22 protein-coding genes are annotated in these 24,440 nt (G+C 65.0%); 6 read left to right on the forward strand and 16 right to left on the reverse strand.

Annotated elements, in window-relative coordinates; all coding sequences use genetic code 11:
- Positions 1-79 precede the first annotated feature (79 nt).
- From QPK29_RS07190 to QPK29_RS07225, 8 genes are all read right to left on the reverse strand, one after another.
- Positions 80-1,219 carry a deoxyguanosinetriphosphate triphosphohydrolase gene (locus QPK29_RS07190; protein WP_400189743.1) on the reverse strand — a complete coding sequence of 380 codons (1,140 nt, stop codon included), beginning with the start codon at positions 1,217-1,219 and terminating at the stop codon, positions 80-82.
- Positions 1,216-2,883, reverse strand: coding sequence for a bifunctional shikimate kinase/3-dehydroquinate synthase AroKB (aroKB, locus tag QPK29_RS07195; RefSeq protein ID WP_371770633.1), 1,668 nt, complete (start codon positions 2,881-2,883; stop codon positions 1,216-1,218). Before aroKB ends, QPK29_RS07190 begins: the two co-directional genes overlap by 4 nt.
- Positions 2,884-2,957: 74 nt before the next feature.
- Complete coding sequence (locus QPK29_RS07200) at positions 2,958-4,934, reverse strand: autotransporter outer membrane beta-barrel domain-containing protein (RefSeq protein ID WP_371770634.1); 1,977 nt, start codon at positions 4,932-4,934, stop codon at positions 2,958-2,960.
- 26 nt (positions 4,935-4,960) lie between these two features.
- Complete coding sequence (pilQ, locus tag QPK29_RS07205; protein WP_371770635.1) at positions 4,961-7,114, reverse strand: type IV pilus secretin PilQ; 2,154 nt, start codon at positions 7,112-7,114, stop codon at positions 4,961-4,963.
- On the reverse strand, positions 7,111-7,650 hold the full coding sequence (locus tag QPK29_RS07210) for a pilus assembly protein PilP (protein WP_371770636.1): 540 nt from the start codon (positions 7,648-7,650) through the stop codon (positions 7,111-7,113). The genes pilQ and QPK29_RS07210 overlap by 4 nt, the downstream gene beginning before the upstream one ends.
- On the reverse strand, positions 7,647-8,315 hold the full coding sequence (pilO, locus tag QPK29_RS07215) for a type IV pilus inner membrane component PilO (protein ID WP_056126548.1): 669 nt from the start codon (positions 8,313-8,315) through the stop codon (positions 7,647-7,649). The genes QPK29_RS07210 and pilO overlap by 4 nt, the downstream gene beginning before the upstream one ends.
- Positions 8,312-8,929: a PilN domain-containing protein gene (locus QPK29_RS07220; RefSeq protein ID WP_160406710.1), complete on the reverse strand. Its 618-nt coding sequence runs from the start codon at positions 8,927-8,929 to the stop codon at positions 8,312-8,314. The genes pilO and QPK29_RS07220 overlap by 4 nt, the downstream gene beginning before the upstream one ends.
- Positions 8,929-10,002: a pilus assembly protein PilM gene (locus QPK29_RS07225; RefSeq protein WP_056126544.1), complete on the reverse strand. Its 1,074-nt coding sequence runs from the start codon at positions 10,000-10,002 to the stop codon at positions 8,929-8,931. The genes QPK29_RS07220 and QPK29_RS07225 overlap by 1 nt, the downstream gene beginning before the upstream one ends.
- A gap of 298 nt (positions 10,003-10,300) precedes the next feature.
- Here QPK29_RS07225 and QPK29_RS07230 point away from each other — a divergent pair, with 298 nt between their 5' ends.
- Entirely contained in the window at positions 10,301-12,652 is a 2,352-nt protein-coding gene (locus tag QPK29_RS07230; RefSeq protein WP_160406713.1) for a penicillin-binding protein 1A, read from the forward strand.
- Between the two features lie 158 nt (positions 12,653-12,810).
- A complete protein-coding gene (locus QPK29_RS07235; RefSeq protein WP_371770637.1) occupies positions 12,811-13,404 on the forward strand; it encodes a PEP-CTERM sorting domain-containing protein in 594 nt (197 codons plus the stop codon).
- 36 nt (positions 13,405-13,440) lie between these two features.
- On the opposite strand, the gene cyaY is transcribed toward QPK29_RS07235, so the two are convergent.
- Positions 13,441-13,770, reverse strand: coding sequence for an iron donor protein CyaY (gene cyaY, locus QPK29_RS07240; RefSeq protein ID WP_056126539.1), 330 nt, complete (start codon positions 13,768-13,770; stop codon positions 13,441-13,443).
- Between the two features lie 41 nt (positions 13,771-13,811).
- Here cyaY and lptM point away from each other — a divergent pair, with 41 nt between their 5' ends.
- Positions 13,812-14,087 carry an LPS translocon maturation chaperone LptM gene (gene lptM / locus QPK29_RS07245; protein ID WP_229412148.1) on the forward strand — a complete coding sequence of 92 codons (276 nt, stop codon included), beginning with the start codon at positions 13,812-13,814 and terminating at the stop codon, positions 14,085-14,087.
- Positions 14,088-14,098: 11 nt separating this feature from the next.
- Positions 14,099-15,376 (forward strand): diaminopimelate decarboxylase, encoded by a 1,278-nt coding sequence (gene lysA, locus QPK29_RS07250; protein WP_371770638.1) that lies wholly within the window; start codon positions 14,099-14,101, stop codon positions 15,374-15,376.
- Between the two features lie 47 nt (positions 15,377-15,423).
- On the opposite strand, the gene QPK29_RS07255 is transcribed toward lysA, so the two are convergent.
- From QPK29_RS07255 to QPK29_RS07280, 6 genes are all read right to left on the reverse strand, one after another.
- Positions 15,424-15,606, reverse strand: coding sequence for a hypothetical protein (locus QPK29_RS07255; RefSeq protein ID WP_036239466.1), 183 nt, complete (start codon positions 15,604-15,606; stop codon positions 15,424-15,426).
- 4 nt (positions 15,607-15,610) lie between these two features.
- Positions 15,611-16,252 carry a protein-methionine-sulfoxide reductase heme-binding subunit MsrQ gene (locus QPK29_RS07260; RefSeq protein ID WP_056126534.1) on the reverse strand — a complete coding sequence of 214 codons (642 nt, stop codon included), beginning with the start codon at positions 16,250-16,252 and terminating at the stop codon, positions 15,611-15,613.
- A gap of 12 nt (positions 16,253-16,264) precedes the next feature.
- The gene (msrP, locus tag QPK29_RS07265; protein ID WP_056126533.1) at positions 16,265-17,242 is read right to left on the reverse strand and encodes a protein-methionine-sulfoxide reductase catalytic subunit MsrP; all 978 of its coding nucleotides are present in this window, start codon (positions 17,240-17,242) and stop codon (positions 16,265-16,267) included.
- A gap of 120 nt (positions 17,243-17,362) precedes the next feature.
- A complete protein-coding gene (gene ccsB / locus QPK29_RS07270) occupies positions 17,363-18,529 on the reverse strand; it encodes a c-type cytochrome biogenesis protein CcsB (RefSeq protein ID WP_371770639.1) in 1,167 nt (388 codons plus the stop codon).
- A 30-nt stretch (positions 18,530-18,559) separates the two neighbouring features.
- The gene (locus QPK29_RS07275; RefSeq protein ID WP_056126527.1) at positions 18,560-20,653 is read right to left on the reverse strand and encodes a cytochrome c biogenesis protein ResB; all 2,094 of its coding nucleotides are present in this window, start codon (positions 20,651-20,653) and stop codon (positions 18,560-18,562) included.
- 143 nt (positions 20,654-20,796) lie between these two features.
- On the reverse strand, positions 20,797-21,480 hold the full coding sequence (locus tag QPK29_RS07280; protein ID WP_056126525.1) for a c-type cytochrome: 684 nt from the start codon (positions 21,478-21,480) through the stop codon (positions 20,797-20,799).
- Between the two features lie 175 nt (positions 21,481-21,655).
- Between QPK29_RS07280 and yihA the strand changes: the two genes are divergently transcribed.
- Positions 21,656-22,348 carry a ribosome biogenesis GTP-binding protein YihA/YsxC gene (gene yihA / locus QPK29_RS07285; protein ID WP_160406723.1) on the forward strand — a complete coding sequence of 231 codons (693 nt, stop codon included), beginning with the start codon at positions 21,656-21,658 and terminating at the stop codon, positions 22,346-22,348.
- A 15-nt stretch (positions 22,349-22,363) separates the two neighbouring features.
- The gene (gene hemB, locus QPK29_RS07290) at positions 22,364-23,377 is read left to right on the forward strand and encodes a porphobilinogen synthase (protein WP_056126520.1); all 1,014 of its coding nucleotides are present in this window, start codon (positions 22,364-22,366) and stop codon (positions 23,375-23,377) included.
- A 118-nt stretch (positions 23,378-23,495) separates the two neighbouring features.
- On the opposite strand, the gene QPK29_RS07295 is transcribed toward hemB, so the two are convergent.
- Positions 23,496-24,392 (reverse strand): cell envelope integrity protein TolA, encoded by an 897-nt coding sequence (locus QPK29_RS07295; protein WP_056126518.1) that lies wholly within the window; start codon positions 24,390-24,392, stop codon positions 23,496-23,498.
- Positions 24,393-24,440: the final 48 nt, after the last annotated feature.

A 24,440-nucleotide genomic window follows, 5' to 3' on the forward strand; every position in this document is an offset into this window, starting at 1 on the left:
TGCGGAGCGGAGACGCGTAGAAATTGGGTTCCCGCCTGCGCGGGAAGTCGTTTCCGGCAGTGCCGGAAACGACGGATGTTCAGAAGGTATCCAAGGAATAAATGCGCCGGTGTTCCTTGATCGCATACCGATCCGTCATCCCCGCGATGTAATCCGCAATCTTGCGCGCCTGTTTCACGGTGTCGCCGGACGCCACCTGGTAGTCCGGCGGCAGCAGCACGGGATCGGTCATGAAGGCGTCGAACAGCTCGTGCACGATGCGGCTCGCCTTCACGCGCATGCGGTTCACCTGGTAGTGGCGGTACAGGTTCGCGTGCAGGAAGCGCTTCAGCGCCGTCGTCTCGGCACGCATCGCGTCCGAGAAGCGGATCAGCGGCGGCCCCTTGCGCACGTCGTCGATGCCCTGCGGCGCGGCGTCCGCCAGCAGCTCGGCCGACGTCGCGGCCAGGTCGGCCGTCATCGCCGTGATCATCAAACGGATCGTCTCGTACAGCTCGCGCCGGCCCTGCAGGCCCGGGTACTGCTGCACGACCTCGCGGTGCAGGCGCGCGAACAAATCCACCTCTTCCATCTGCTTCATCGTCAGCAGGCCCGAACGCAGGCCGTCGTCGATGTCGTGGTTGTTGTACGCGATCTCGTCGGCCAGGTTCGTCAGCTGCGCTTCCAGGCTCGGTTGCGTCCTGTCGATGAAGCGTTGGCCCAGCTCTCCCAGCTGGCGCGCGTTCGTCAGCGAGCAGTGCTTCAGGATGCCTTCGCGCGTCTCGAACGTGAGGTTCAGGCCATCGAAGGCGCCGTAGTGTTCCTCGAGATGGTCGACGACGCGCAGGCTTTGCAGGTTGTGCTCGAAGCCGCCGTAGTCCTTCATGCAGTCGTTCAGCACGTCCTGGCCGACGTGGCCGAAGGGCGTGTGCCCGAGGTCGTGCGCGAGCGCGGTCGCTTCGACGAGGTCTTCGTTCAGGCGCAGGCTGCGCGCCAGCGTGCGCCCGATCTGCGCGACTTCGATCGAGTGCGTGAGGCGGGTGCGGAACAGGTCGCCCTCGTGATTCAGGAAGACCTGGGTTTTATACTCGAGCCGGCGGAACGCGGTCGAGTGGATGATGCGGTCGCGGTCGCGCTGGAATTCGCTGCGCGAGCCGGGCGACGGTTCCGGATGACGACGCCCACGGCTCTTCGACGACTGCGCCGCGTAGGGAGCCAGGTGGGCGTCGAAGTCGATCATGACGAAGGTGCTCCAACCAAGGCCTTCAGCGTGGCGTCGAGCAGTTCGCGCGGCGCATTCGTGATGCTCGGGCTGCCCAGCGGTTTCAGGAGGATGAACTTGATGGCGCCGCCCTCGTTCTTCTTGTCGACTTCCATCAGCTCGATCCAGCGCTCGACGCCGAGGTCAGGCGCAATGACCGGCAGCCCGGCCGCCTTCACGAGCGCGCGCACGCGGTCGACCGCGGCGTCGTCGATAAGGTTCAAACGGCGCGACAGGTCGGCCGCCATCACCATGCCGCAGCCCACGGCCTCGCCGTGCAGCCACGCGCCATAGCCCAGGCCCGCCTCGATGGCGTGGCCGAACGTGTGGCCGAAGTTCAGCACCGCGCGCAGGCCGCCTTCGCGCTCGTCGCGGGTGACGACGTCGGCCTTGATCTCGCACGAGCGCGCGATCGCGTGCGCGAGGGCCGCGTGGTCGCGCGCCACCAGTTTCCCGATGTTCGCCTCGATCCAGTCGAAGAAGGGGGCGTCGAGGATGGCGCCGTGCTTGATGACTTCCGCCAGGCCGGCCGACAGCTCGCGGTCCGGCAAGGTGTCGAGCGTGGCGGTGTCCGCGATCACGGCGCGCGGTTGATAGAACGCGCCGATCATGTTCTTGCCCAGCGGGTGGTTGATGCCCGTCTTGCCGCCGACCGAGGAGTCGACCTGCGCGAGCAGCGTCGTCGGGATCTGCACGAACGGCACGCCGCGCATGTAGGTCGCGGCCGCGAAACCGGTCATGTCGCCGATCACGCCGCCGCCCAGCGCCACCAGGGTCGTCTTGCGGTCGCACTTGTTGGCCAGCAGCGCGTCGAACACCTCGTTCAGGCTCTCCCAGTTCTTGAACTCTTCGCCGTCGCGCAGGATGATGGGCACGACCTCGCGCCCGGCCGCCCGCAGCGGGCCGGCGACCTTGTCCAGGTACAGCGGGGCGACGGTGGTGTTGGTGACGATGGCCACCTTGCCGCTGCCGCCGATGTGGCGATTCAGAAGGGAAGTATCGTCCAGCAGGCCGCGTCCGATCGCGATCGGATAGCTGCGGTCGCCCAGCTCGACGTTAAGAGAGATGCATGCCTGTTCGTTCATTGTCGTCTTTGCGTTGGCCTGCTCGCGTGCGGCGTTGTCCGCGTCGAGCTGGTCCAGGATTGTCTGAACCATCGATTGTACGTTAGGTCGGCCCGTGTCGATGACCATGTCGGCGATCTCGCGGTACAGCGGCTCGCGCTGCGCGGTCAGGTCTTCCAGCTTCCTGCGCGGGTCGGCCGTCTGCAGCAGCGGGCGGTTCTTGTCGTGCGCCGTGCGCGCCAGGATGCTGGAGACGCTCGCGCGCAAGTAGATCACGGTGCCCCGGTCCGCCAGCAGCGCGCGGCTGGCCGGGTTCAGCACGGCGCCGCCGCCGGTCGCCAGCACGATGCCGTTCTGCGCGGTGAGTTCGCGGATCACGTCGGCTTCGCGGCGGCGGAAGCTGGCCTCGCCCTCGATCTCGAAGATCCACGGAATCGTGGCGCCCGTACGCGCCTCGATCTCGTGGTCGGAATCGATGAAGGTCATGTCCAGGCGCCGCGCCAGCAGGCGGCCGATGGTGGTCTTGCCGGCCCCCATCAGGCCGACGAGGAAGATGTTGTTGTTCTTACAGTCAGACACGTGTACGCGTTCAAATAAAAACGGCCAGGACATCCCTGGCCGCTTTGTTGCAATTGGGCATCCCTTAAGAAAACTTATGGGCAGGTGAACGACAGTTTAAACGGAATACTGGTTACCGAGCCAGAAGGCGACGTCACGGTGACGTTGAATGAGGCCTGAGCGGGTGCGCAATTGGTTGAGCTCGTGCTCGAAATGCTGAAAACATGCGTATAACCCTGCGGGCCGCTACCAACAGTCAAGCCGGTTGGATCATCGACATTAGTGGTCGAGTGAGGGGCAATATTTGGTACAGTGGCAGGTACGACCGGTGCAGCGTTGCCGTTAAGCATGCTCGTTATTTCGACTTGGGAGCCGAAAGGCATCGGGTTGTTGTTCACATCGTTGAGCTGCAGCGAGAATACCTTGGTTGCGCTGCCGCTGATCGAGCCAAGATCGACGGTTTTACTCAGGTCCAACGGGACCGCGCTGCCATCCATATAAACGTTCTTCACGAAACCGCCGCTGAAGAAGATAGCCGTCCTGGCATACACAGTATTGGTACCATCCGTCGAGCTGGCGCAAATAGTGGCCAAGCCGGGGCGGGTCGCGTCCGGGGTGACAGCGTTGCAGGGGCTTAGCGGCAAGCCAGGCGTAGCGACGCGCGGATTTTGCGTACGAAGGAAGACCGTGCAGAGACCGTTGGTCGTATTGCAGCCGCCCTTGTCTGACGTACCAACGGCGCCCATATTCGTCTGGAACACCACTGGCGTGCCGTCCGGGACTGGATTACTGAAAGCGTCGGCCAGCATGACCTGCAGGGTGGTCGCCTGCGGGCTATCAATATCTCCATTGACGTTGAACGTGCCCGAGCTCAGCGAAAACGCGCGTTGCACGGGCAGGCCAGTCGTCACCACGATCGAATCAGACAGGGTCGAGATGTCCGATCCACCATTGGTGCCGGTACCTCGGAGCGTCGCCTGCACGCGAAACGACATGGCGGTCGCGCCCGAGTTGACCGTCGTGACCACGCTGCCGGTGGCATCGGTCGTGTCGCTGGCCTTGTTGATGACGACGTCGGCGCCCGCGGGCACCGGCGTGAAGTCCACGCGCTGGCCGGCCAGCGGATTGCCGAAGATGTCGACGACCTTGTACGTCAGGATCGCGGTTTCGGTGCGGCCGTTGCCGCCGTTGCCGCGCACGACGATCGATTGCGCGGTCGGCGTGGCGCCCACGAACTGCACCGACGCGGCGGCCGGCGGCGCGATCGCCAGCGTGGCCGACGCCGACTTGGCGATGCCGGCGGCCGTCACGGTGATGATGTCGTTGTTGGCGCAGCCCTTGTCGCGGTAGACCGTCTGCACGGTGCCGTTATTGGTCGGCACGGTCGCGGCCAGCGTCGCCTTGCCGGCCGTCACGCACGCGGAGCTGAAGCTGACGTTGACCTGCTGGTCCGTGTACTTGCTGGAACCGTTCAGCACGTCGACCGACAGCACCGTCGAGCCGTAGGCCTGGATGCTGGCCGGGCTGGCGGACAGGGTGCCGAACGTCAGCGTGGTGGTGCCGACGGAATAGTTCGCGGTGCCGCTCACGGTCGTGCCGGCGACGCTCGACGTGGCGGTCACGGTGCCCGCGCCGCCGGAGGCCAGGCTGGCGGCGCGCATGCTGACCTTCGCGACGCCGTTGACATCCGTGAGCGCGGTGGCGGCCGTCGGCGAGAACACGGCCAGCGTGTTGTCGGTGGCGAAGGTCACGATCGCGTTCGGCACGGGCTTCTTGTCCGCATCCAGCACGGTGGCATTGACGGTCAGCAGCGTGGCGCCGGAGAGCGCATTGGTCGACGCGCCGGCCGCGTTCGTGAAGCCCACGGAGACGGTGGGCGCCGCGGGGGTGGTGGTGCCGCCGGTACCGCCGGTGCCGCCGGTCCCCGTGCTGCCGGAACCGGAGCCGGTCCCGCCGCTCACGGCGCCCGGATTGCCGCCGCCGCCGCCGCATGCGGTCAGCACCATGGCCATCAGCAGGCCGGCCACGCGCACGCCGTGGCGCGCCGTGGAGTCGTTCTTGAAGTCGTTCATGTGTGGGGGTCTTGTTGATGATTCCGTCAATGGCCGTTCTGCAGGCGCTCGGCCACGATCTTGGGCGTGATGAAGACGAGCAGCTCGGTCTTGCTGTTCTGGCGCGACGTCGACTTGAACAGATTGCCCACGACCGGGATGTCGCCGAACAGCGGCACCTTGTCGTCGTTGCGGGTCTCGGTCATCTGGTAGATGCCGCCCAGGACCACCGTGCCGCCGTTCTCGACCATCACCTTGGTCTTCACGTGCTGCGTGTTGATGGCGAAGCCCGACGCGGTCGCCTCGCCCTTCGAATCCTTGGCCACGTCCACGTCCAGCACGACGTTGCCGTCCGGGGTGATCTGCGGCGTGACTTCCAGCTTCAGGTTCGCCTTCTTGAACGTGACCGACGTGGCGCCGCTGCTCGTGGCCTGCTGGTACGGCAGCTCGACGCCCTGCTCGATGATGGCCGGGACGTTGTCCTCGGTGACCACGCGCGGGCTGGAGATGATCTTGCCTTTGCCATCCGCTTCCAGCGCGGACAGTTCCAGGTTGAGGAAGCGGTTCGCCGCCGACGAGAACAGCGAGAATGCGATCGACGGCGCATTCGTGCCGTTGATGCCGGCCGCCGGCAGGTTCACGAGCGTGGAGTTGGTGTAGCCGTCGCCCTTGTCCGGCGTCTGGCCCGTGACCTGGCCCACGCCCGTCAGGTTGCCGCCGATGGCCACGCGCTGGTTGCCGCTGACCTGGTAACCCGTGTCGCCGCCGCGCAAGGTGCGCAGGTCGGCGAAACCGAGCTTGGCGCCGAGGTTGCGCGAGAAACCGTCGTTCGCTTCCACCAGGCGCGCCTCGACGAGCACCTGCTTGGTGGCGATGTCGGTCTTCTGGATCAGTTTGCGGATGTCTTCGATCTTCGATGCGATGTCGGTCACGAACAGCTGGTTCGTGCGCGGGTCGATGATGGCGCTGCCGCGCTTGGACAGCACGCGGTTCTTGCCGCCGCCGTCGCCGCTGGCGCCGCCGTTCTGGTCGAGGCCGAACACGGTACGGAACGCTTCCGCCTTCTGGTAGTTCAGCTGGAAGATCTCGGAGCGCAGCGGCTCCAGGTCGGAGATCTGGGCCCGCTGCTCGAGCTCCAGTTTTTCCTTGGTCAGCAGTTCTTCCTTCGGCGCGATCCACAGCACGTTGCCGTTCTTGCGCATGTCGAGGCCCTTGGCCTGCAGGACGACGTCCAGCGCCTGGTCCCACGGCACGTCCTTCAGGCGCAGCGTGAGGTTGCCGGTGACGGAATCGCTCGTGATGATGTTCAGGCCCGAGATGTCGGCGATCGCCTGCAGCGCCTGGCGCACCTCGACGTTCTGGAAGTTGAACGACAGCTTCTCGCCCCGGTAGCCCGCGCCGCCCGCGCCGCCGGCCGGCCGGTTCGGATCTTCCTTGACGGGCTTGACGTCGATGACGAGCTGCGTGTCGCTCTGGTAGACGCTCTGCTCCCAGTTGCCGTGCGCTTCGACGACCATGTGCGTGTTCTCGCCCCGCGGCGTCGTCGTGATGCGCGACACGGGCGTGCCGAAGTCGGTCACGTCCAGGCGCCGGCGCAAGGTCGGCGGCACGCCGGTTTTCAGGAAATCGACGAGGATCTGCGAGCCGACCTGGCGCACGTCGACGGCGACCTGGCCGTTCGGCAGGTCGACGACGATGCGGCCTTCGCCATTGGTGCCGCGGCGGAAATCGAGGTCGCGCAGCAGCGGCAGGCTGGCCGGGACGGCGCTTGCCGCGCGGGCCGGCTCGCCGGCGGCGTCGATGGCGCGCGCGGGCGCGCCCGAGCCTTCGACGGTGACGATGACGTCCTTGCCGTCGACGGCGGTCGCGTAGTTCAGTACGCGCTTGAGGTTCAGCACGAGGCGCGTGCGTTCGCCCGCCTGCACGACGTTCACGCCGCGCACGTCGCCCAGGTTGATGTCCTGGACGTTCTTGCCGGTGGCGTTGGCTGTGGCGCCGAAATCGAGCGCGATGCGGGCCGGGTTGGTGATCGAGAAGCCGATCGGCGGCTGCTTCGGGGGTGCCTTCATGCCCACGCGGATGACGACGTTGCCGCCCTGCTGGTTGGCGCTGATCGACTCGATCGCGTTGTCCTGGGCCCAGGCGCACACCGTGGCGAGCGCCAGCAGCATGCCGCCCGCGGCGGAAAGGAATCGGGTCATTTACGGTTCTCCTTGGTTTGCAGCTCCAGCTTCGTCATGCGTCCGGTCCATTCTCCCGCGGCGTCCTGCACCGTTTCGCGGATGTCGACGGCGTCCTCGCCCACGTGCGTCACGACGCCGAAGTTCTGGCCGATGCGCTGGCCGGCCTTCACCTGGTACAGCGCGCGTTCGATCTGCAGCAGCGCGAAGCGCGTGCCGCCCTTTTCCATCGTGCCGACCATCTGCATGGTGTCGAGCGGGAAGGTCTCCAGCTGCTCGCGCGGGCGCTGCAGGTCCGGCTGGTTCGGATTGTTCGACGTCGCGGCCGCGCGGGCCAGTTCGCCCAGCAGCTTGTTCGCATCGAACGGGTCGACGGCATCCTTCGCGCCGTACGCGTAAGGCAGGAAATCCTTCGGCTCGGGCAGCGGCTTCACGGCGGGGCGCGTGTCGCGCTTGACCTGTTCCATCCAGCCGCGCACTTCGCGCACGTCGGAATCGCCGCAGCCGGCCAGCAGCAGGGGCGCCATCAGGGCGCCGATCGCGATGCGCGGGCTCATGCCTTCCCCTTCTTGGCGGTCTTCTTCGCCTTGCGGGCCTTGGCCTGCGCATCCAGTTCGTCCTGGTCGAGGTAGCGGAAGGTCTTGGCGATGGCGTCGAGCGACAGCGTGCCGTCCTTGCCGGCGGTGAGCGCCAGGTTGTTCAGGGTGACGATGCGGGGCATCCTGGCCATGTCGGCCGCGAATTCGCCGATGTCGTGGTAGTGGCCCGTGACCTTGATGTCGATCGGCAGCTCGGCGTAGTAATCCTTGACGACGACCTGGCCCGGCTTGAACAGTTCGAACTGCAGGCCGCGGCCGATGCCGGCCTGGTTGATGTCGGACAGCAGCGCGGCCATCTCGGCCTTGCTCGGCAACTGCTTCTCGAGACGTTCGACGTAGCGGTTCACCTGCTGCTGCTGGGCTTCCAGCGCGTCCAGGTTGATCGCCTGCGCCATCTTGACCTTGTAGTCGTCGCGCAGCTTGAGTTCCTGCGCGGCCAGCGCGTCCTGTTCCTCGAACTGGCTGCTCCAGTAAAAGAAGTAGCCGAGGCCGAGGACGGCCGCCATCACGCCGGCCGCGCACAACAGGCGCGGCGCCAGCGGCCACAGGCCGGGATGGCGTCCCTGCAGGCCCTCGAACTGGGCCGCCAGGTCGGCGAAAGACTGTTTCAGATCGATGTTCATGACTTGGTGCCCGCTTGTTTCGTGGACGGCTTGGCATCCTTGTCGTCGTCCTCGGCGCGGGCGCGCTTGATCGCGACGTTCAACGTGAATTCGACGACCTTGCGGCCGGTCTTGCTCTGCGCAAGCGTGGCCGCGCGCACCTCGGTCAGGTCCGGGCGCTCCAGCCACGGCGAGCTGCCGGACAGGTTGCGCAGCAGCTCCGCCACGCGCTCCTGCGACTGCGCATAGCCGTTCAGCAGCACGCGCTGGCCCTCCTGCTTGAAGCTCTTCAGGTACACGCCGTCCGGCGTCTGGCGCACCAGTTCGTCGAGCAGGTAGACGGGCTGGTTGCGGTCGCCCTGCAAGTCCTCGACGGCCTGCTGGCGCGCCTTCAGCGCCTCGATCTCGGCCTTCAGGCTGGCGATCTTGCCGATCTTCTTGTCCAGTTCCGCGTTGGCGTTCTTGAGGACCAGGTTGCGTTCGTTCTGCGTGGCGATGCGGCTGGCGTTGTACGCGCCCACCAGCAGCACGAGCGCGACGCCGACCAGGCCGCCCAGCGCCATCAGCGCGATGAACGCGGCCTGTTTCTGCTTGCGCTTCGCTTCCCGGTGCGGGAGCAGGTTAATGCGGATCATCAGCCGAACCTCCGCAGTGCGAGGCCGCAGGCGACGAGATAGCCGGGACCGTCCGTGCGCAGCTGCTGCTCGCGCACGGCGGGGGCCAGCTGCATGCCGAAGAACGGCGCCACGACGGAGGTCGCGATGCGCGTGCGGCCCGCGATGATGTCGGGCAGGCCGGGCAGCTGGGCGCTGCCGCCGGCGAGGACGATCTGGTCGATGCGCGTGTACGGCGTCGACGTGTAGAAGAACTGGATCGCGCGCGTGACTTCCAGCGCGGCGTTTTCGAGCCAGGGCGCCAGCAGGTCGGCGCGGTAGTTGTCCGGCAGGTCGCCCGTCTTCTTGCGCGTTTCCGCTTCCTCGAACGAGAGGCCGTAGGCGCGCACGACGTCCTGCGTGAGCTGCACGCCGCCGAACGGCTGCTCGCGCTCGTAGACGGTCTCGCCGTTCTGCAGCACGGAGACGTGGGTCGCGTTGGCGCCGATCTGGAACAGCGCGACGATGCGGTCGCGCGGGCCGTTGTCGTTGTCGAGGAGGCGCTGCAGCGCGGCGCGGGCGGCGTACGATTCGATGTCCATCACGGTGGCCGTGAGGCCGGCCGCTTCGGCGATGGCCACGCGGTCCTCGACCTTTTCGCGGCGCGCCGCGGCCAGCATCACTTCCATGTCCTCGGGCGAACTGGCGACGGGACCGATCACGTCGAAGTCGAGGCTGACCTCGTCCAGCGCGAACGGGATGTACTGGCTGGCCTCGGACTCGACCTGCACTTCGAGCTGGTCTTCCGGCAAGCCGGCCGGGAGGATGATCTTCTTGGTGATGACGGCGGCCGGCGGCATGCCGAGCGCCACGTGCTTGATGCGGGTGCCGCTCTTCTGCACGACGCGGCGCACGGCGTCCGACACCGCGTCGATGTTCTCGATGTTGCCGTCGACGACGGCGCCGCGCGGCAGCGGTTCCGCCGCATGGCGCTCCAGCCGCAACTCACCCTTGCCGCCGTCGGACAACTCGACCAGGCGCACGCCGGACGTACTGATGTCGAGCCCGACGAGCGGCGGGCTCTTTTGTCCGAACAAGGAACCTAGACTGATCACGAGCGCACTCCCCTATCTGCTGCTTCTTTGAACGCCCGCTTGGGGAACTGTTGAAATGGTAGAAATACAGTGCATATATATCAGGCACCGTATTGAATCGTAGCAATACTGATGTTTGAGGACAAGAAATTTCTACACGGGAACATAATAGTGCGCAGCATGAAAACGACACTCCTTTCACTCTGATATCAATCAATCTTGCCTCTGTTTTCACACCTATTGTCCGCTTGTCACGCCGTGCCTCAGATACAAGCGTGACTTATAATGAAATGGATCAATAAAGCGACCAACATTACGCATGAAAGCATCCCAAAACGGGGCCAGCCCCGCGCCGCAGTCTCCTACGCCGAAGCACACACCCAAGCGCATCCTCCTGACCATCCTCGCCACGCTGGCCGGTCTGGCCGTCTGCGGGGTACTCGTGGTCGTGTTCGCGCTGGCGATGGCGTACCCGAACCTGCCCGCCCTCGACACCCTGACCGATTACCGGCCCAAGATGCCGCTGCGGATCTTCACGGCCGATAACGTCCTGATCGGCGAATTCGGCGAGGAGCGCCGCACCCTCGTCCACTTCAAGGACATCCCGGACGTGATGAAGAAGGCCGTGCTGTCCATCGAGGACGACCGCTTTTACGAGCACGGCGGCGTGGACTACTGGGGCATCCTGCGCGCGGCCGTGCACAACGCGACCGGCGGCGCGCGCCAGGGCGCATCGACCATCACGCAGCAGGTGGCCCGCAACTTCTTCCTGTCGTCCGAACAGACCCTCAAGCGCAAGGCCTACGAGGCCCTGCTCGCGTACAAGATCGAAAAGAACCTCACCAAGGACCAGATCCTCGAGGTCTACATGAACCAGATCTACCTGGGCCAGCGCGCGTTCGGCTTCTCGTCGGCCGCGCAGATCTACTTCGGCAAGGACTTGAAGGACATCTCGGTCGCGGAAGCGGCGATGCTGGCCGGCCTGCCGAAGGCGCCGTCCGCGTACAACCCGGTCGTCAATCCGAAGCGCGCACGCGTGCGCCAGCAGTACATCCTGCAACGCATGCACGACCTGCGCTACATCACCGACGCCCAGTACGAACAGGCGAAGAACGAGGAACTCAAGATCAAGATGGACAGCACGGCGTTCGGCGTGCATGCGGAATACGTGGCCGAGATGGCGCGCCAGCTCGTGTACGAGCAGTTCAAGGAAGACACCTATACGCGCGGCCTGAACGTGTTCACGACCATCACCAAGGCCGACCAGGACGCCGCCTACCTCGCGCTGCGCCGCGGCGTGATGGACTACGAGCGCCGCCATCCGTACCGCGGCCCGGAAAAATACATCGAGATCCCGTCCGCCAAGGGCGAGGCCGACGAAGCCATCGAGGCGGAACTGGCCGAGCATCCGGACTCGGACGGCATCGTCGCGGCAGTCGTGATGTCGGCGTCGCCCACGCAGGTGAAGGCCGTGCTGGCGTCCGGCGAGGACATCACGATGACGGGCGCCGGCCTGGCGTTCGCCAAGGACTGGCTGTCGCCGAAGGCGGCCGAGACCCGGCGCTTGCGCCGCGGCGCCGTCGTGCGCGTCATGCAGGATGACGATTCGTCATGGCGCATCACGCAGATGCCGGAAGTGGAATCCGCGTTCATCGCGGTAAGCCCGGACGACGGCGCGATCCGCGCGCTGGTGGGCGGCTTCGACTTCAACCGCAGCAAGTTCAACCACGTGACGCAGGCGTGGCGCCAGCCGGGATCGTCGTTCAAGCCGTTCATCTATTCGGCGTCGCTGGAACGCGGCTTCTCGCCGGCCACCCTGATCAACGACGCGCCGATCTCGTTCGACGCGGGTGCGACGGGCGGCCAGGCGTGGGAACCGAAGAACTACGACAACAAGTACGAAGGCCCGATGACGATGCGGCGCGGCCTGACCAAGTCGAAGAACATGATCTCGATCCGCATCCTGAACAAGATCGGCGCCCGCTACGGCCAGGAATACGCGACGCGCTTCGGCTTCGATCCGGACAAGAACCCGCCGTACCTGACGCTCGCGCTGGGCGCCGGCGCGACGACGCCGCTGCAGATGGCCGGCGCCTATTCGGTGTTCGCCAACGGCGGCTACCGCATCAGCCCCTACATCATCTCGAAGGTGACGGATGCCGACGGCAAGGTGTTGTCGGAAGCACGTCCGGACCGCGCCGGCGTCGACGCCAACCGCGTCATCGACGAGCGCAACGCGTGGCTGATGGACAGCATGCTGAAGGACGTGGCCCGCTACGGCACGGCCGCCAAGGCGTCGCAGGTGCTGAAGCGCACGGACATCGCGGGCAAGACGGGCACGACGAACGATTCGATCGACGCCTGGTTCGCCGGCTACCAGCCGCACCTGGTGGGCATCGCGTGGATCGGCTACGACCAGCCGCGCAACCTGGGCAACAGGGAAACGGGCGGCGGCCTGGCGCTGCCGATCTGGATCGGCTTCATGCAGAAGGCGCTCAAGTCCGAGCCGGTGGTCGAGCGTCCGGTGCCGCCGGGGCTCGTACAGTACGGCGACGAGTACTATTACGCCGAGAATCCGCCGGGCACGGGCGTGCAGTCGCTGGACGTGGGGCCGGTGGCCCCTGCGGCCGAGCAGAAGTCGCGCGACGCCGTGCGCAACGAGTTGTTCTGAAACTGTCGGAGGTCTTTACAACTGAATTGCTCGCCTGGAACACTGTTCGGTCAAGTTGTTGTTTTTAAAAGGTAAAGCGTTTGCGTTGCAAAATGGCATGAAGATTGCTCAGCAGGAAGCCGACGTCCAACACTGTCTTTTCCTGGTGAGCCAATAACATGTTCAAAAAAATACCTGCAATCGCTTTCGCTCTTCTTTCCAGCGTCTTTTCGGTACAGTCCGCCAACGCGACCGTGTATTCGGTGGCCTACACCGCGACGGCGCCCAGTTTCTCGCTCCTGTCCGGCACGGGCGACGTCGGCGCGACGCTCGATGTGGGCGATTCGTTGACGGTGACGGTCAACGCCCCCGCCAACAAGGCGTTCAAGACCACCGGGGGATTCATTTTCAATTACCAGATGTGGAGTGGCAGCAGCGAGCTCACCGAGGACGCCACCTACGACTTCTCGCTGGGCGGACTCAGCGTCCTGTCCGGCACCGTGAACAACGCGGCGGCATGCTGCTCCGACGTGCGCCTGCCCATCTACAGCCTGCCCCCGCTGACCTGGGATACCCTGACCTTCACGGCGACGATCGTCAGCGCGAACGGTCCTGTCCAGCTGCTGAATATGTTCGTCTCCCAGCAGAACAACACGCAGTTCATCGACACCGCGGCCGTGCCGGAACCGGCGTCGATCGCACTGATGGCCATCGGTGCGCTGGGCTTCGCGCAGCGGCGCCGTCAGCGCGGCAAGCAGGCCACGCTGGCCTGACCTGGAAGCCGGCGCCCGCCGGCTTTCTTTTGGCCGTCAGCGCAGCTTGACCGGCGCGCCGCCCTGCTGGGTGGCGAAGTCGGACAGCGACGTGAAGAACTCCGTGTCGTCGCGCGTGTTGCGCCACTCGTCGCCCACGCGCTTGTAGTGGAAGCCGCCGGCGCGGGCGGCGATCCACATTTCCTGCAACGGCGCCTGGCTGTTGACGATGATCTTCGAGCCGTTGTCGACGAACTCGATCTCGAGCACGTTGCCACTGCGCTTGCACTCGACGTCGACGATATCCTGCTCGAACAGGCGGTCGAATGCCTGCTCGATGTCGTTCAGGGTGGACTCGGCCAGGGCCAAAAATTCGGATTCGGTCATGCTACACTCCAAGGTCTGCTAATCAAACCGTGATTCTAATCGTGAAGTCCCCATTTGCGCTCCTGACAAGCCTGGCGACCCTGATGGCGCTGTCGGCCTGCGGCCAGACCGGTCCGCTCTACATGCCCAAGCCCCCCGCCCGTCCCGGTGCCGCGCCTACCAGCGCCGCCCCGGCCGGCACCACCACGAACACGGCCACTCCGGCGGTCCAGATCTCCCCGCCGGCACCCGCTGCCGGCGTGACCGTCCCCGCCGCCGGTTCGAATGCGAACAATACCGAAGCGAACAACCAGACGCCGCCGGCCACCCAACAGTAAGCACCGATTTCATGTCTCACTTCACTTATCAAGACGGCGTCCTGCACGCCGAACGCGTTCCCCTGTCCAGGATCGCCACCGAACACGGCACCCCGACCTACGTCTACTCGAAAGCCCAGCTGCTGGAAAACTTCGCCGGCTACGCGCGCCCATGCGCGGGCCGCGACGCGCTGGTCTGCTATGCGATGAAGGCAAACTCCAACCTGGCCATCCTCGACCTGCTCGCGCGCCAGGGCGCCGGCTTCGACATCGTGTCGGGCGGCGAACTGCTGCGCGTGATCGCGGCCGGCGGCGACCCGGGCAAGGTCATCTTCTCGGGCGTCGGCAAGACGGCGGCCGAAATCGCGCTGGCGCTGGAAAAGGGCATCCTGTGCTTCAACGTCGAGTCGATTCCCGAACTGCACCGCATCAACGAAGTCGCCGGCCGCATGGGCAAGCGCGCGCCCATCTCGCTGCGCGTGAACCCGAACGTCGACCCGAAGACCCACCCGTACATCGCCACCGGCCTGAAGGCGAGTAAATTCGGCGTCGCGTTCTCGGACGCGCTGGCCACCTACCGCACCGCCGCCGAACTGCCGCACCTGGACGTCGTCGGCATCGATTGCCACATCGGCTCGCAGTTGCTGGACGACGCGCCGCTGCTGGAAGCGCTGGACAAGCTGATCGAACTGATCGACGCACTGGCCGCCGAGGGCATCCACCTGCACCACGTGGACGTGGGCGGCGGCCTGGGCATCGACTACGGCACGGGCGAGGATTCGCCGGTACCGATCTCGCATTACGTCGAGCGCGTGTTCGCGCGCGTGGACGCATGGCGCGCCGAGAAGCACGGCGGCCGGCCGATCAAGGTGATCTTCGAACCGGGCCGCTCCATCGTGGGCAACACGGGCGTGCTGCTGATGTCCGTCGAATTCCTGAAGCCGGGCGAGGAAAAGAACTTCTGCGTCGTCGACGCCGCCATGAACGACATGGCCCGTCCGACCCTGTACCAGGCCTGGATGGACGTCAAGCCGGTCGTGCAGCGCGATAGTAGCGCGGTGACCTACGACCTCGTCGGCCCCGTGTGCGAATCGGGCGACTGGCTCGCCCGCGACCGCGCGCTGGCCGTCGAGCCGGGCGACGTGCTGGCCATGATGGCGGCCGGTGCCTATGGCTTCACGATGGCGTCGAACTACAACACGCGCGGCCGCGCGGCCGAGGTGCTCGTCGACGGAGACCAGATGCATATGATCCGCAAGCGCGAGAATCCGGCAGACCTGTTCGCGCTCGAGACGATTGTGAAGGCCTGAAAACCGTCGCCCCCGCGCAGGCGGGGGCCCAATTTCTCGCGCAGCACCTACTCCCGCCCCCGTGACCGGTCATCCGGCCACATCTGCGCCGCGCACGCGGCAGCCTGCTCGTTCCAGCGACCGCCCAGGTCGAGACAGCGTTCGAGCAGGCCATAGCGCGGCCGCCCCATGCCGAAGACGAGCACGAGGGCCAATACGACGACGATCACCAGCGCGAGGGGCCACTTCATGTCGTCATGATCGCACGGAAGCCGGTGTAATACGTTTTTCGGCACGCGTGCGGCTGAGGCTCCACCACACGCGCAACAGCAGCAGCACGCCGACGACGCTGCCCCACACGATGGGCTGCTCGAAGTTGTGCTTGCCCGCCTTCATCCACCAATAGTGCAGGATCGCCAGCGGCGCGATCACGTAGATCGCCTTGTGCAGCAGGGCCCAGTTGCGGCCGAGCCGCCTGATCATCGCATTGGTGCTCGTCACGGCCAGCGGAATCAGCAGCACAAAGGCGGCGAAACCCACCGTGATGAACGGACGCTTGAGCACGTCCTTCCACATGGCGGCCACGTCGAAGAAATGGTCGAACCACAGGAACGTCATGAAGTGCATGAACGCGTAGAAGAACGTGAACAGGCCCGCCATGCGCCGCAGTCGTACGACCCAGTTCCAGCCCGTCAGGCGCCGCAGCGGCGTGATGGCGAGCGTCGCGCACAGCAGGTACAGGGCCCAGTCGCCGCTGCCGTGCGTGAGGAATTCGACCGGGTCGACGGGCACCCCGGCCGCCGTCAGCCACGCCATGCGCAGGAACGGCAGCAGCGCCAGCACGAACAGCGCGGCCTTCAGGGCCTTGAACTGCCTCGGGGACGGATTGAACGCCATCACAGCCCCCGCTCAATAAAACTTCTTGAGATCCATGCCCGTGTACAGCGAGGCGACCTCGTTATAGCCGTTGAACAGCAGCGTCTTGCGCTTGGGCGTGAACAGGCCGCCCTCGCCGATGCGCCGCTCCGTCCCCTGCGACCAGCGCGGGTGGTCGACGTTCGGGTTCACGTTCGAATAGAAGCCGTACTCGTCGGGTGCGATGCCGTTCCACGCCGTGCGCGGCTGGTCGCGCAGGAAGCGGATCTTGACGATGGATTTGGCCGACTTGAAGCCGTATTTCCACGGCACGACGATGCGCACGGGCGCGCCGTTCTGGTTGGGCAGCACCTGGCCGTACATGCCGACGGTCAGCAGGGTGAGCGGGTGCATGGCTTCATCCATGCGCAAGCCTTCCACGTACGGCCATTCCAGCACGCGGCTTTTTACGCCCGGCATCTGGCTGCGGTCGGCGAGGCTCGTGAATTCGATGTATTTCGCGTTGCTCGTCGGTTCGACCTGGCGAATCAGGCTCGAGAGCGAATAACCGACCCACGGAATCACCATCGACCAGCCCTCGACGCAGCGCAGGCGGTAGATCCGCTCTTCCAGCGGCGCCAGTTTGACCAGGCGGTCGAGGTCGATCGTTTGCGGTTTCTTGACTTCGCCCTCGATCTGCACGGTCCACGGCCGCGTGCGCAGGGTGTGCGCGTTGGCGGCCGGGTCGGCCTTGTCCGTGCCGAATTCGTAGAAATTGTTGTAGTGGGTCGCGTCGTCGAACGAGGTCTGCTTCTCGTTCGTCGAGAACGCCGGGTTGCGCGTGGCCGGCAGTTTTTGCACCGTACCTTGTGCGAAGGCTTCGCGCGTGGCCATTTCCCACAGCGACGAGCCGACGACGGCCGAGGCCGCAACCTTGGCAAGGAACGCGCGCCGGCCTTCGTAGACCTCGCGCGGCGTGATTTCGGACGGGAACGGCAAATCGATGCCGTTCGGATTTTTTCTGATCAACATGGCGGCTCCGGCTGTAAATAATGTTTCTCGTGACATATCAACGTTACACCATCTGCCGCCGCAGGGTCGTCCGGACGCCGATTTGTTACCAAATCCCGCCAACGGACATAAACGAACACATTACAGCTTGCCGTAAGAATGCAGGCCCGACAGGAACATGTTCACCCCGAGGAAGGCGAACGTCGTCACGACGAGGCCGATGAGGGCCCACCACGCCGCCGCGCGGCCGCGCAGGCCGGACATCAGGCGCATGTGCAGCCACGCCGCGTAGTTCAGCCAGACGATCAGCGCCCACGTCTCTTTCGGGTCCCAGGACCAGTAGCCGCCCCAGGCCTCGGCGGCCCACAGCGCGCCCAGGATCGTGGCGACGGTGAAGAACGCGAAGCCGACGGAGATCGCCTTGTACATCACGTCGTCCAGCACCTCCAGGGACGGCAGGCGGTCGGCCAGGATGCCGTGCGACTTCAGCAGGTAGGCCGAGCCGACCATCGCCGCGAGCGCGAACGTGCCGTAGCCGATGAAGTTCGCCGGCACGTGGATCTTCATCCACCAGCTCTGCAGCGCGGGCACGAGCGGCTGGATCTCGGCGGCGTCGCGCGCGACCGTGTACCACAGCAGGAAGCCGACGGCGGCCGAGATCACGAGCAGCACGAACGGGCCCAGCTGGCGCGTCTGGTAACGCTGTTCGTAGTACAGGTAGAACATCGCCGTGATCATCGAGAACAGGATGAACACTTCGTACAGGTTCGACACGGGGATGTGGCCGACGTCGGTACCGATCAGGTAGGACTCGTACCAGCGCACCATCATGCCCGTGAAGCCGAGCACGACGGCGGCCCAGCACAGCTTGGAGCCGACGCTGCCGCCGAACGGCGAACGGGTGAGCAAACCGAGCCAGTAGAACACGGTCGAGAACACGAACAGCGCGCTCATCCACAGGATCGCGGACTGGCTCGACAGCATGTATTTCAGGAAAAATTTCTGGTTCGCGGCATCGAGCGAGCCGCCGTACAATTGCACGGCCCACAGCGCCAGCAGCGCGACGAGCGGCATCAGCCAGCGTACCGGCTTGAAGGTCCAGCCGACGAAGGCGAAAGTCGGCGCGGCCAGCACCAGGATCGCCCGCTCGTAGATGTCCATGTAGGCGCCGAAACGGCTCAGCGCGTACAGCGCGGCGGCCAGGAGGCTGGCGCCGAACAGCCAGTCGATGGCCGTGAGGCGCTTGAAGAAGCCCGGCGGGCGGATGTACGCCGCGCCTTGCGCTTGCGATGCGGATGAAATGTCCATGGATGTCTCCTGTTTCCTTGCTCTGCTAGCTTACGCCGATTGCGGCAATTTGGTCTTCAAGTCTTCGAATTCGCGCTCGAAATCGAGCGTCTTGCGCTGCGTGCTCATCGCCATCAGCGCATGCGTGCCGCCGTCCGGCGCCGGTTTCACCCAGACCCAGACGCGACGCTCGCGGATGTAGAACATCGAGAAGATGCCCAGCACCAGCAACAGGCAGCCCACATAAACCACTTTCTTGCCGGGCGAGCGCGTCACCTGCAGCACCGACGCCTTCACTTCCTTGAAATCGTCCAGCGCGAGGAACACGGGGGCGCCGTAGAAAAAGCTGTCGGACAAGGCGTTCGTCGCCTGCTGCAGGAAGCGGCCGTGGGCCTCGGTGGGCGTGGCGGGTTGCTCGCCGGCGCGCGCACGCGCAGCCTGCCACAGCTCCCACATGGCGCCGTTGAGCATCTTCATGAATACGGTCGCCGCCTTTTCCTGCTCCGCGGCGGGGATGCGCTCGAGGAATTTTGACACGGCCAGATAGCCGCCCTGGTTGCCGTCGCCTGCGAAGATGGCCAGCGTCTTGGCGGCCGATTCCTGCAATTGCGTGGACAGCGCGCCGCTCGCGTCGCCCGGCGGCAGCGCGCGCGCGGCGTAGCGGCGGGCCGCTTCTTCCCGCAGCGACGGGTCCGCGAGCGCGGCGCGCAGGCGCATCCATTCGCGCAGGCCGTGGTCGTCGTCGGCCGGGATGCGCAGGAAGCTGAATTGGTCGGACGGATTGTTGCGCACGCCGGCCAGGAACACTTGATGGCCTTCCAGCGTCACGGGCTGCATGTAGTTCAGGTATTCGCGCGCCTGGCCCGTCTTGTCGCGCAGCTTGTATTGCACGCTGGGACCGACGTTCTTCAAGTCCTTGTTGCCCACGTTCTTCGCGGCCGAGCCTGAGTGCTGGGACAAGGTCTGGGCGAACTGTTCCTCAAGGCTCTTGCCCTTGGTGACGGCGCGCGCATCGTTGTTCTGGCTCGTGTTCTCGACGTTGAACGGACGGAAGCCCGACCATTCGACCGAATACACGTCGGCGCCCTGCTTCAACTCGGTCGCATTGCCGACTTCGCCTTCGAACGAGAACGATTTGTCGCTCGTGCCCGTCATGGGCCAGCCCGTCAGCTTGAGCTTGCTGCCGCCATCCTCGAAGCTGGACTGGTAGACGGCGATGCCGCGGTAGATCAGCGGCTCGTTGACCTTGATGGTGGCGGGGAAGGCCTTGCCCGTCTCGTGGTCGCGGATCACGACTTCGCTGGCGAACAGCTTCGGCATGCCCGTCGAGTAGAAGTCGATGATGAATTTGCGCAGCTCGATCGTGAACGGCAGATCCTGCACGAGCACGCCGTCGGCCTGCTGGAGCAGTGCCGTGTCGCTGGCCTGGCCTTCCGGAATCATCGTGTTGCCGCGGAAGGTCGGGTTGCCGAGGCCCAGGCGGTGCTGCGGCGGGATGGCGGAGATGAGGCCCGTGCCGGCATACGGCGTCTTGCCCATGAACCATTGCTGGAAGCGGATAGGCAGGTTCGAATCGAGCAGGCCGCCCAGCAGGATGACGATGATGGCCGTGTGCGCGAAGATATAGCCGAACTTGTTGCCGGCGCCCTTTTTCGCGGCGACGAGCACGCCGCCCGCCTTGTCGACCATCTTCGTTTTATAGCCGGCGTCGACGAGGCGGGACGCCGTCTGCTGCGCGAGCGGGACCATGTCCAGCGGCGCCGTCCATTCGCTCCGGTGGTGGAAATTGCGCAGCGACTCTTCGCGCACGGAATCGCGCCAGCTCCGCATATCGCGGATGAACTTGGGCGCATTGCGCGCGATGCACAGGCTCGTGGACACGATCAGGAACGCGAGGATCAGCAGGAACCACCAGGCCGAATAGACCGTGTACAGGCTGAGCTTGCGGAACACTTCGAACCAGAACGGTCCGAACTGGTTCACGTAGTCCGGCATCGCCCGGTCCTGTTGCATGATGGTGCCGATGATGGCGGCGATCGCGATCATGACCAGCAGGGTGATTGCGAAACGCATCGAGGACAGCAGTTCGACCGTTTCCGCTACGCCGCGCCGGCGCGTCTTCAGTTCAATTCCGGTGGTACTCATCGACTTTCACTCTAGACACAACATTCATCGAGGATACAACAAAAGGGCGCACCGCTTGCGCGGCCGCCCTTCCCTGTTGTCCTGCTTTTTTTATTGTAGGCCGATTATTCGGCTCTATTCACTCTGACGGCTGATACCGGGTATCACTTCAGGCCGGCGATATAGTCCGCCACTGCCTTCATTTCATCGTCCGACAAGCGCTTGGCCAGCGCGGCCATCTGCGGGCTGTTGCTGCGCCCGCCCGCCTTGAACGCTTGCAGCTGGGCGACAGTGTAATCCTGGTGCTGCCCTGCCACGCGCGGATACTGGGCCGGGATGCCGGAACCGGTGGCGCCGTGGCAGCTGGCACAGGCAGCCACGCCGCGGTCTGCGATACCGCCGCGATAGATCTTGCGGCCCAGTTCCAGCGTGTCCTTGTTGCGCGCGGCGCCCTGCTTCGGCTGCTGCGTGGCGAGGTAGGCGGCGATGTTCTTCTTTTCGTCCTCGCTCAGCATCTTGGCGTACGTCGTCATCACGGGCTGGTTGCGGGCCGGCGTCGTGAAGTCGACGAGTTGCTTGTGCAGGTAATTGTCGATCTGTCCTGCCAGCTTGGGGTTCGTGTTGATGGTCGAATTGCCGCCGGCGCCATGGCACGACGCGCAGGCCGGCAGGCCGCGGGCATTGTCGCCGGTGTCGTAGAGGGAACCGCCCTTCGCCGGATCGGCCTTGGCGGCGGCCGGGGGCGCGTGGGCCGCGTCCGCTGCAAGAGCGCTGCCCACGATGAGGAAACTGGCCAGCAAGGACTTCACGATCGCCGCACACGCGGCCGGTTGGAACACACGATTCATTCAAGCACCCTGAAAAAGTCAAAGATAAACTTGCAGTTGCAGTGCAGCGGTCATGCTCGTGCCCCCGCGTCGGCAATGGCGCCTTCAGGCTCGCCGGCGGCAGGTAACTCCCTATTGTACAATAGCCTTTGTTTCCTGCCCTCACCTTCGTTGTCTTTTTCGCTCCACTTCCCTCATGTCCAAACTCTGGCAAGCCCGTTTCTTCACCACCGTCAACCAGTTGCGGGATCTTCCCAAGACCCAAGTGCCGGAAATCGCCTTCGCCGGCCGGTCCAATGCGGGCAAATCGACGGCGATTAATATCCTGACGAACCAGAAGGGCCTCGCCTTCGCGTCCAAGACCCCCGGCCGTACGCAGCACATCAATTTCTTCTCGATCGGCGGGGCGCACGTCGCCATGCACCGCAAGGATCCGACCAAGGTCGAGGAAATCGAGGGCCTGCTCGTCGACCTGCCGGGCTATGGCTACGCGGAAGTGTCGGGCGATGCCAAGCTGCACTGGCAAAGGCTGCTGGGCGACTATGTGCAGCGGCGGGAACAACTGGCCGCGCTCATCCTGATCATGGATTCGCGCCGCCCGTTCACCGAGCTCGACATCCAGATGCTGGAATGGTTCGCCCCGACGGGCAAGCCGATCCACTGCATCCTCACGAAGGTCGACAAGCTCAACCGCAACGAATCCGTCAATGCCTTGCGCCAGGCGCAGCAAGTGCTGGACAGCTATGTTGACGAGGAAGGCAACGGCTTCCCGTTCACCGTCCAGCTGTTCTCGGCCCTGAAGCGCATCGGCATCGAGGAAGCCAACGACAAGATCATCGAACTGTTTGGCCTGGACGAGGACCCTGTTCCGGCCGATCCCGAACAATAAACTCCAGGAACCTCCATGCCGATCATCACGCCTTCGCAATACCCCGCCGTGCGCATGCGCCGCATGCGCCGCGACCCGTTCTCGCGCGCCCTGATGCGCGAAAACGTCGTCACCGCCTCCGACCTGATCTATCCCGTGTTCATCCTCGACGGCCAGAACCAGCGCCAGCAGGTCGCGTCGATGCCGGGCGTGGAGCGCCTGTCGGTCGACCTGCTGCTGAAGGTGGCCGAGGAAGCGGTCGCGCTGGGCATCCCCGTGCTCGCGCTGTTCCCCGTGATCGAGGCATCGCTGAAGACTTATGACGGCGTCGAGGCGACGAACCCGGACGGCCTCGTCCCGCGCGCCGTGCGCGAACTGAAGCGCCATTTCCCGCAGCTGGGCATCATGACGGACGTCGCACTCGACCCGTACACGACCCATGGCCAGGACGGCCTGCCGGACGAGAACGGCTACATCGTCAACGAAAAGACGATCGCGATGCTGACGCGCCAGGCGCTGGCCCAGGCCGAGGCCGGCGTCGACGTCGTCGCCCCGTCGGACATGATGGACGGCCGCATCGGCGCGATCCGCGTGGCGCTGGAAGAGAAGGAATTGATCCACACGCGCATCATGGCCTACTCGGCCAAGTACGCGTCGGGCTACTACGGCCCGTTCCGCGAAGCCGTCGGTTCGGCCGCCAACCTGGGCAAGGCCGACAAGAACACGTACCAGATGGACCCGGCCAACAGCGACGAAGCCCTGCGCGAAGTGGCGCTGGACATCGCGGAAGGCGCCGACATGGTCATGGTCAAGCCGGGCATGCCCTACCTGGACGTCGTGCGCCGCGTGAAGGACGAATTCAAGGTGCCTACCTTCGCCTACCAGGTCAGCGGCGAGTACGCGATGCTGCAGGCCGCGTTCCAGAACGGCTGGCTCGATCCGGACAAGGTCATCATGGAGACCATGATGTCGTTCAAGCGCGCCGGCGCGGATGGCGTGCTCACCTATTTCGCGATGGATGTGGCGCGGCGCCTGAAGGCCGCGGCATAAAACACGTCTGAAACGTTACACATTGTTGATGTGTGACATTTCGATAGCGGCGGGCCGGCCGTAGGAGCTGGTGTAGCAATGGGAAATCGAAGAAGCCTCTCGGTTTCCCACGACGCGATCAGCGCGGCGGTTTGTATTCCGGGAACATTTCCTTGTACAGGAAGGCCATCAGTTCCTGCGTATCCTGCGGCCGGGCCGACAGCGTGACGACGCGGTTCAGGCGGTGCGAATCCCACTCGAAGTCGCCGGTCTTTTCCTTGCGGATCAGCTCGATCATCTTCTTGACGATGGCCGTCTCGATGTCCGGGTCGCTGCCGCGCTCGACCGTCACGGCCGTCAGCCAGCGGCGCTTGAAGTTCGGGTTCCAGCCGCGGAATTTCAGGTCGGCCCGGCTGAACGTCTTGTTGGAGATGCTGAACACGCCGCCCGTCTCGTTCGGATCCTGGCCGCCGCGGCCGTTGATGGCGGCGATGTTCGCGAGCGCGTTGCGCGTGCCGCGCGCGGCTTCGCTTTCCTCGGCCTGGTCCGTCTGCGCCGGGGCGCCGCGGCGCTTGCGCTGGGCCTCGATATAGGCCTGCATGTCGACTTCCTGCGGCGGCGCCTTCGTCTCTTCTTTCGGCGGCTGCGGCTTTTCCTCCACCGTTTTGATCTCCGGCACGGTAATCGTGTTCGGCAGGCGCGGCATCGTGATGCGCGGCGGCGTGAACTTCGGCGCGGCCGCTGCCTTGGCGGTGTGCTTCGGTGCCTGCTCGGCCGGCTTGGCGGCCGGCTTGTTCTGCTTCAGCGGCGGCAGCCAGACGACGGCTTCGCCGGCTTTCGGCGGCGCGTGCTTTTCGATTTTCGGCTGGAACAGCCAGACGGCCACGAGCAGCAGGTGCAGCCCGATCGTAATCGCGATGCCGGTCCGGTTCGGGCCCTTCTGCCCGTAGATGACCACTTTCCGTCCGGGCAGCGGCTGGCCGCAATGTGCGCAGACATCGCTGTCTTCCAGCGGGATATGGGAATGGTCACGCAAGATAATGAACGCCTCCGGTTGGAGGACAAATAAATGATATTGACGAGG

Origin of the sequence: Massilia orientalis, from assembly GCF_030411975.2 — a bacterium.
GTDB classification, from domain to species: Bacteria; Pseudomonadota; Gammaproteobacteria; order Burkholderiales; family Burkholderiaceae_D; genus Telluria; species Telluria orientalis.

Coding starts and splice junctions, on each gene's coding strand:
- QPK29_RS07190 (WP_400189743.1), bottom strand. CDS start 1,219: ATGATCGACTTCGACGCCCACCTGGCTCCCTACGCGGCGCAGTCGTCG.
- QPK29_RS07200 (WP_371770634.1), bottom strand. CDS start 4,934: ATGAACGACTTCAAGAACGACTCCACGGCGCGCCACGGCGTGCGCGTG.
- pilQ (WP_371770635.1), bottom strand. CDS start 7,114: ATGACCCGATTCCTTTCCGCCGCGGGCGGCATGCTGCTGGCGCTCGCC.
- QPK29_RS07210 (WP_371770636.1), bottom strand. CDS start 7,650: ATGAGCCCGCGCATCGCGATCGGCGCCCTGATGGCGCCCCTGCTGCTG.
- pilO (WP_056126548.1), bottom strand. CDS start 8,315: ATGAACATCGATCTGAAACAGTCTTTCGCCGACCTGGCGGCCCAGTTC.
- QPK29_RS07220 (WP_160406710.1), bottom strand. CDS start 8,929: ATGATCCGCATTAACCTGCTCCCGCACCGGGAAGCGAAGCGCAAGCAG.
- QPK29_RS07230 (WP_160406713.1), top strand. CDS start 10,301: ATGAAAGCATCCCAAAACGGGGCCAGCCCCGCGCCGCAGTCTCCTACG.
- QPK29_RS07235 (WP_371770637.1), top strand. CDS start 12,811: ATGTTCAAAAAAATACCTGCAATCGCTTTCGCTCTTCTTTCCAGCGTC.
- cyaY (WP_056126539.1), bottom strand. CDS start 13,770: ATGACCGAATCCGAATTTTTGGCCCTGGCCGAGTCCACCCTGAACGAC.
- lysA (WP_371770638.1), top strand. CDS start 14,099: ATGTCTCACTTCACTTATCAAGACGGCGTCCTGCACGCCGAACGCGTT.
- QPK29_RS07255 (WP_036239466.1), bottom strand. CDS start 15,606: ATGAAGTGGCCCCTCGCGCTGGTGATCGTCGTCGTATTGGCCCTCGTG.
- QPK29_RS07260 (WP_056126534.1), bottom strand. CDS start 16,252: ATGGCGTTCAATCCGTCCCCGAGGCAGTTCAAGGCCCTGAAGGCCGCG.
- msrP (WP_056126533.1), bottom strand. CDS start 17,242: ATGTTGATCAGAAAAAATCCGAACGGCATCGATTTGCCGTTCCCGTCC.
- ccsB (WP_371770639.1), bottom strand. CDS start 18,529: ATGGACATTTCATCCGCATCGCAAGCGCAAGGCGCGGCGTACATCCGC.
- QPK29_RS07275 (WP_056126527.1), bottom strand. CDS start 20,653: ATGAGTACCACCGGAATTGAACTGAAGACGCGCCGGCGCGGCGTAGCG.
- QPK29_RS07280 (WP_056126525.1), bottom strand. CDS start 21,480: ATGAATCGTGTGTTCCAACCGGCCGCGTGTGCGGCGATCGTGAAGTCC.
- yihA (WP_160406723.1), top strand. CDS start 21,656: ATGTCCAAACTCTGGCAAGCCCGTTTCTTCACCACCGTCAACCAGTTG.
- hemB (WP_056126520.1), top strand. CDS start 22,364: ATGCCGATCATCACGCCTTCGCAATACCCCGCCGTGCGCATGCGCCGC.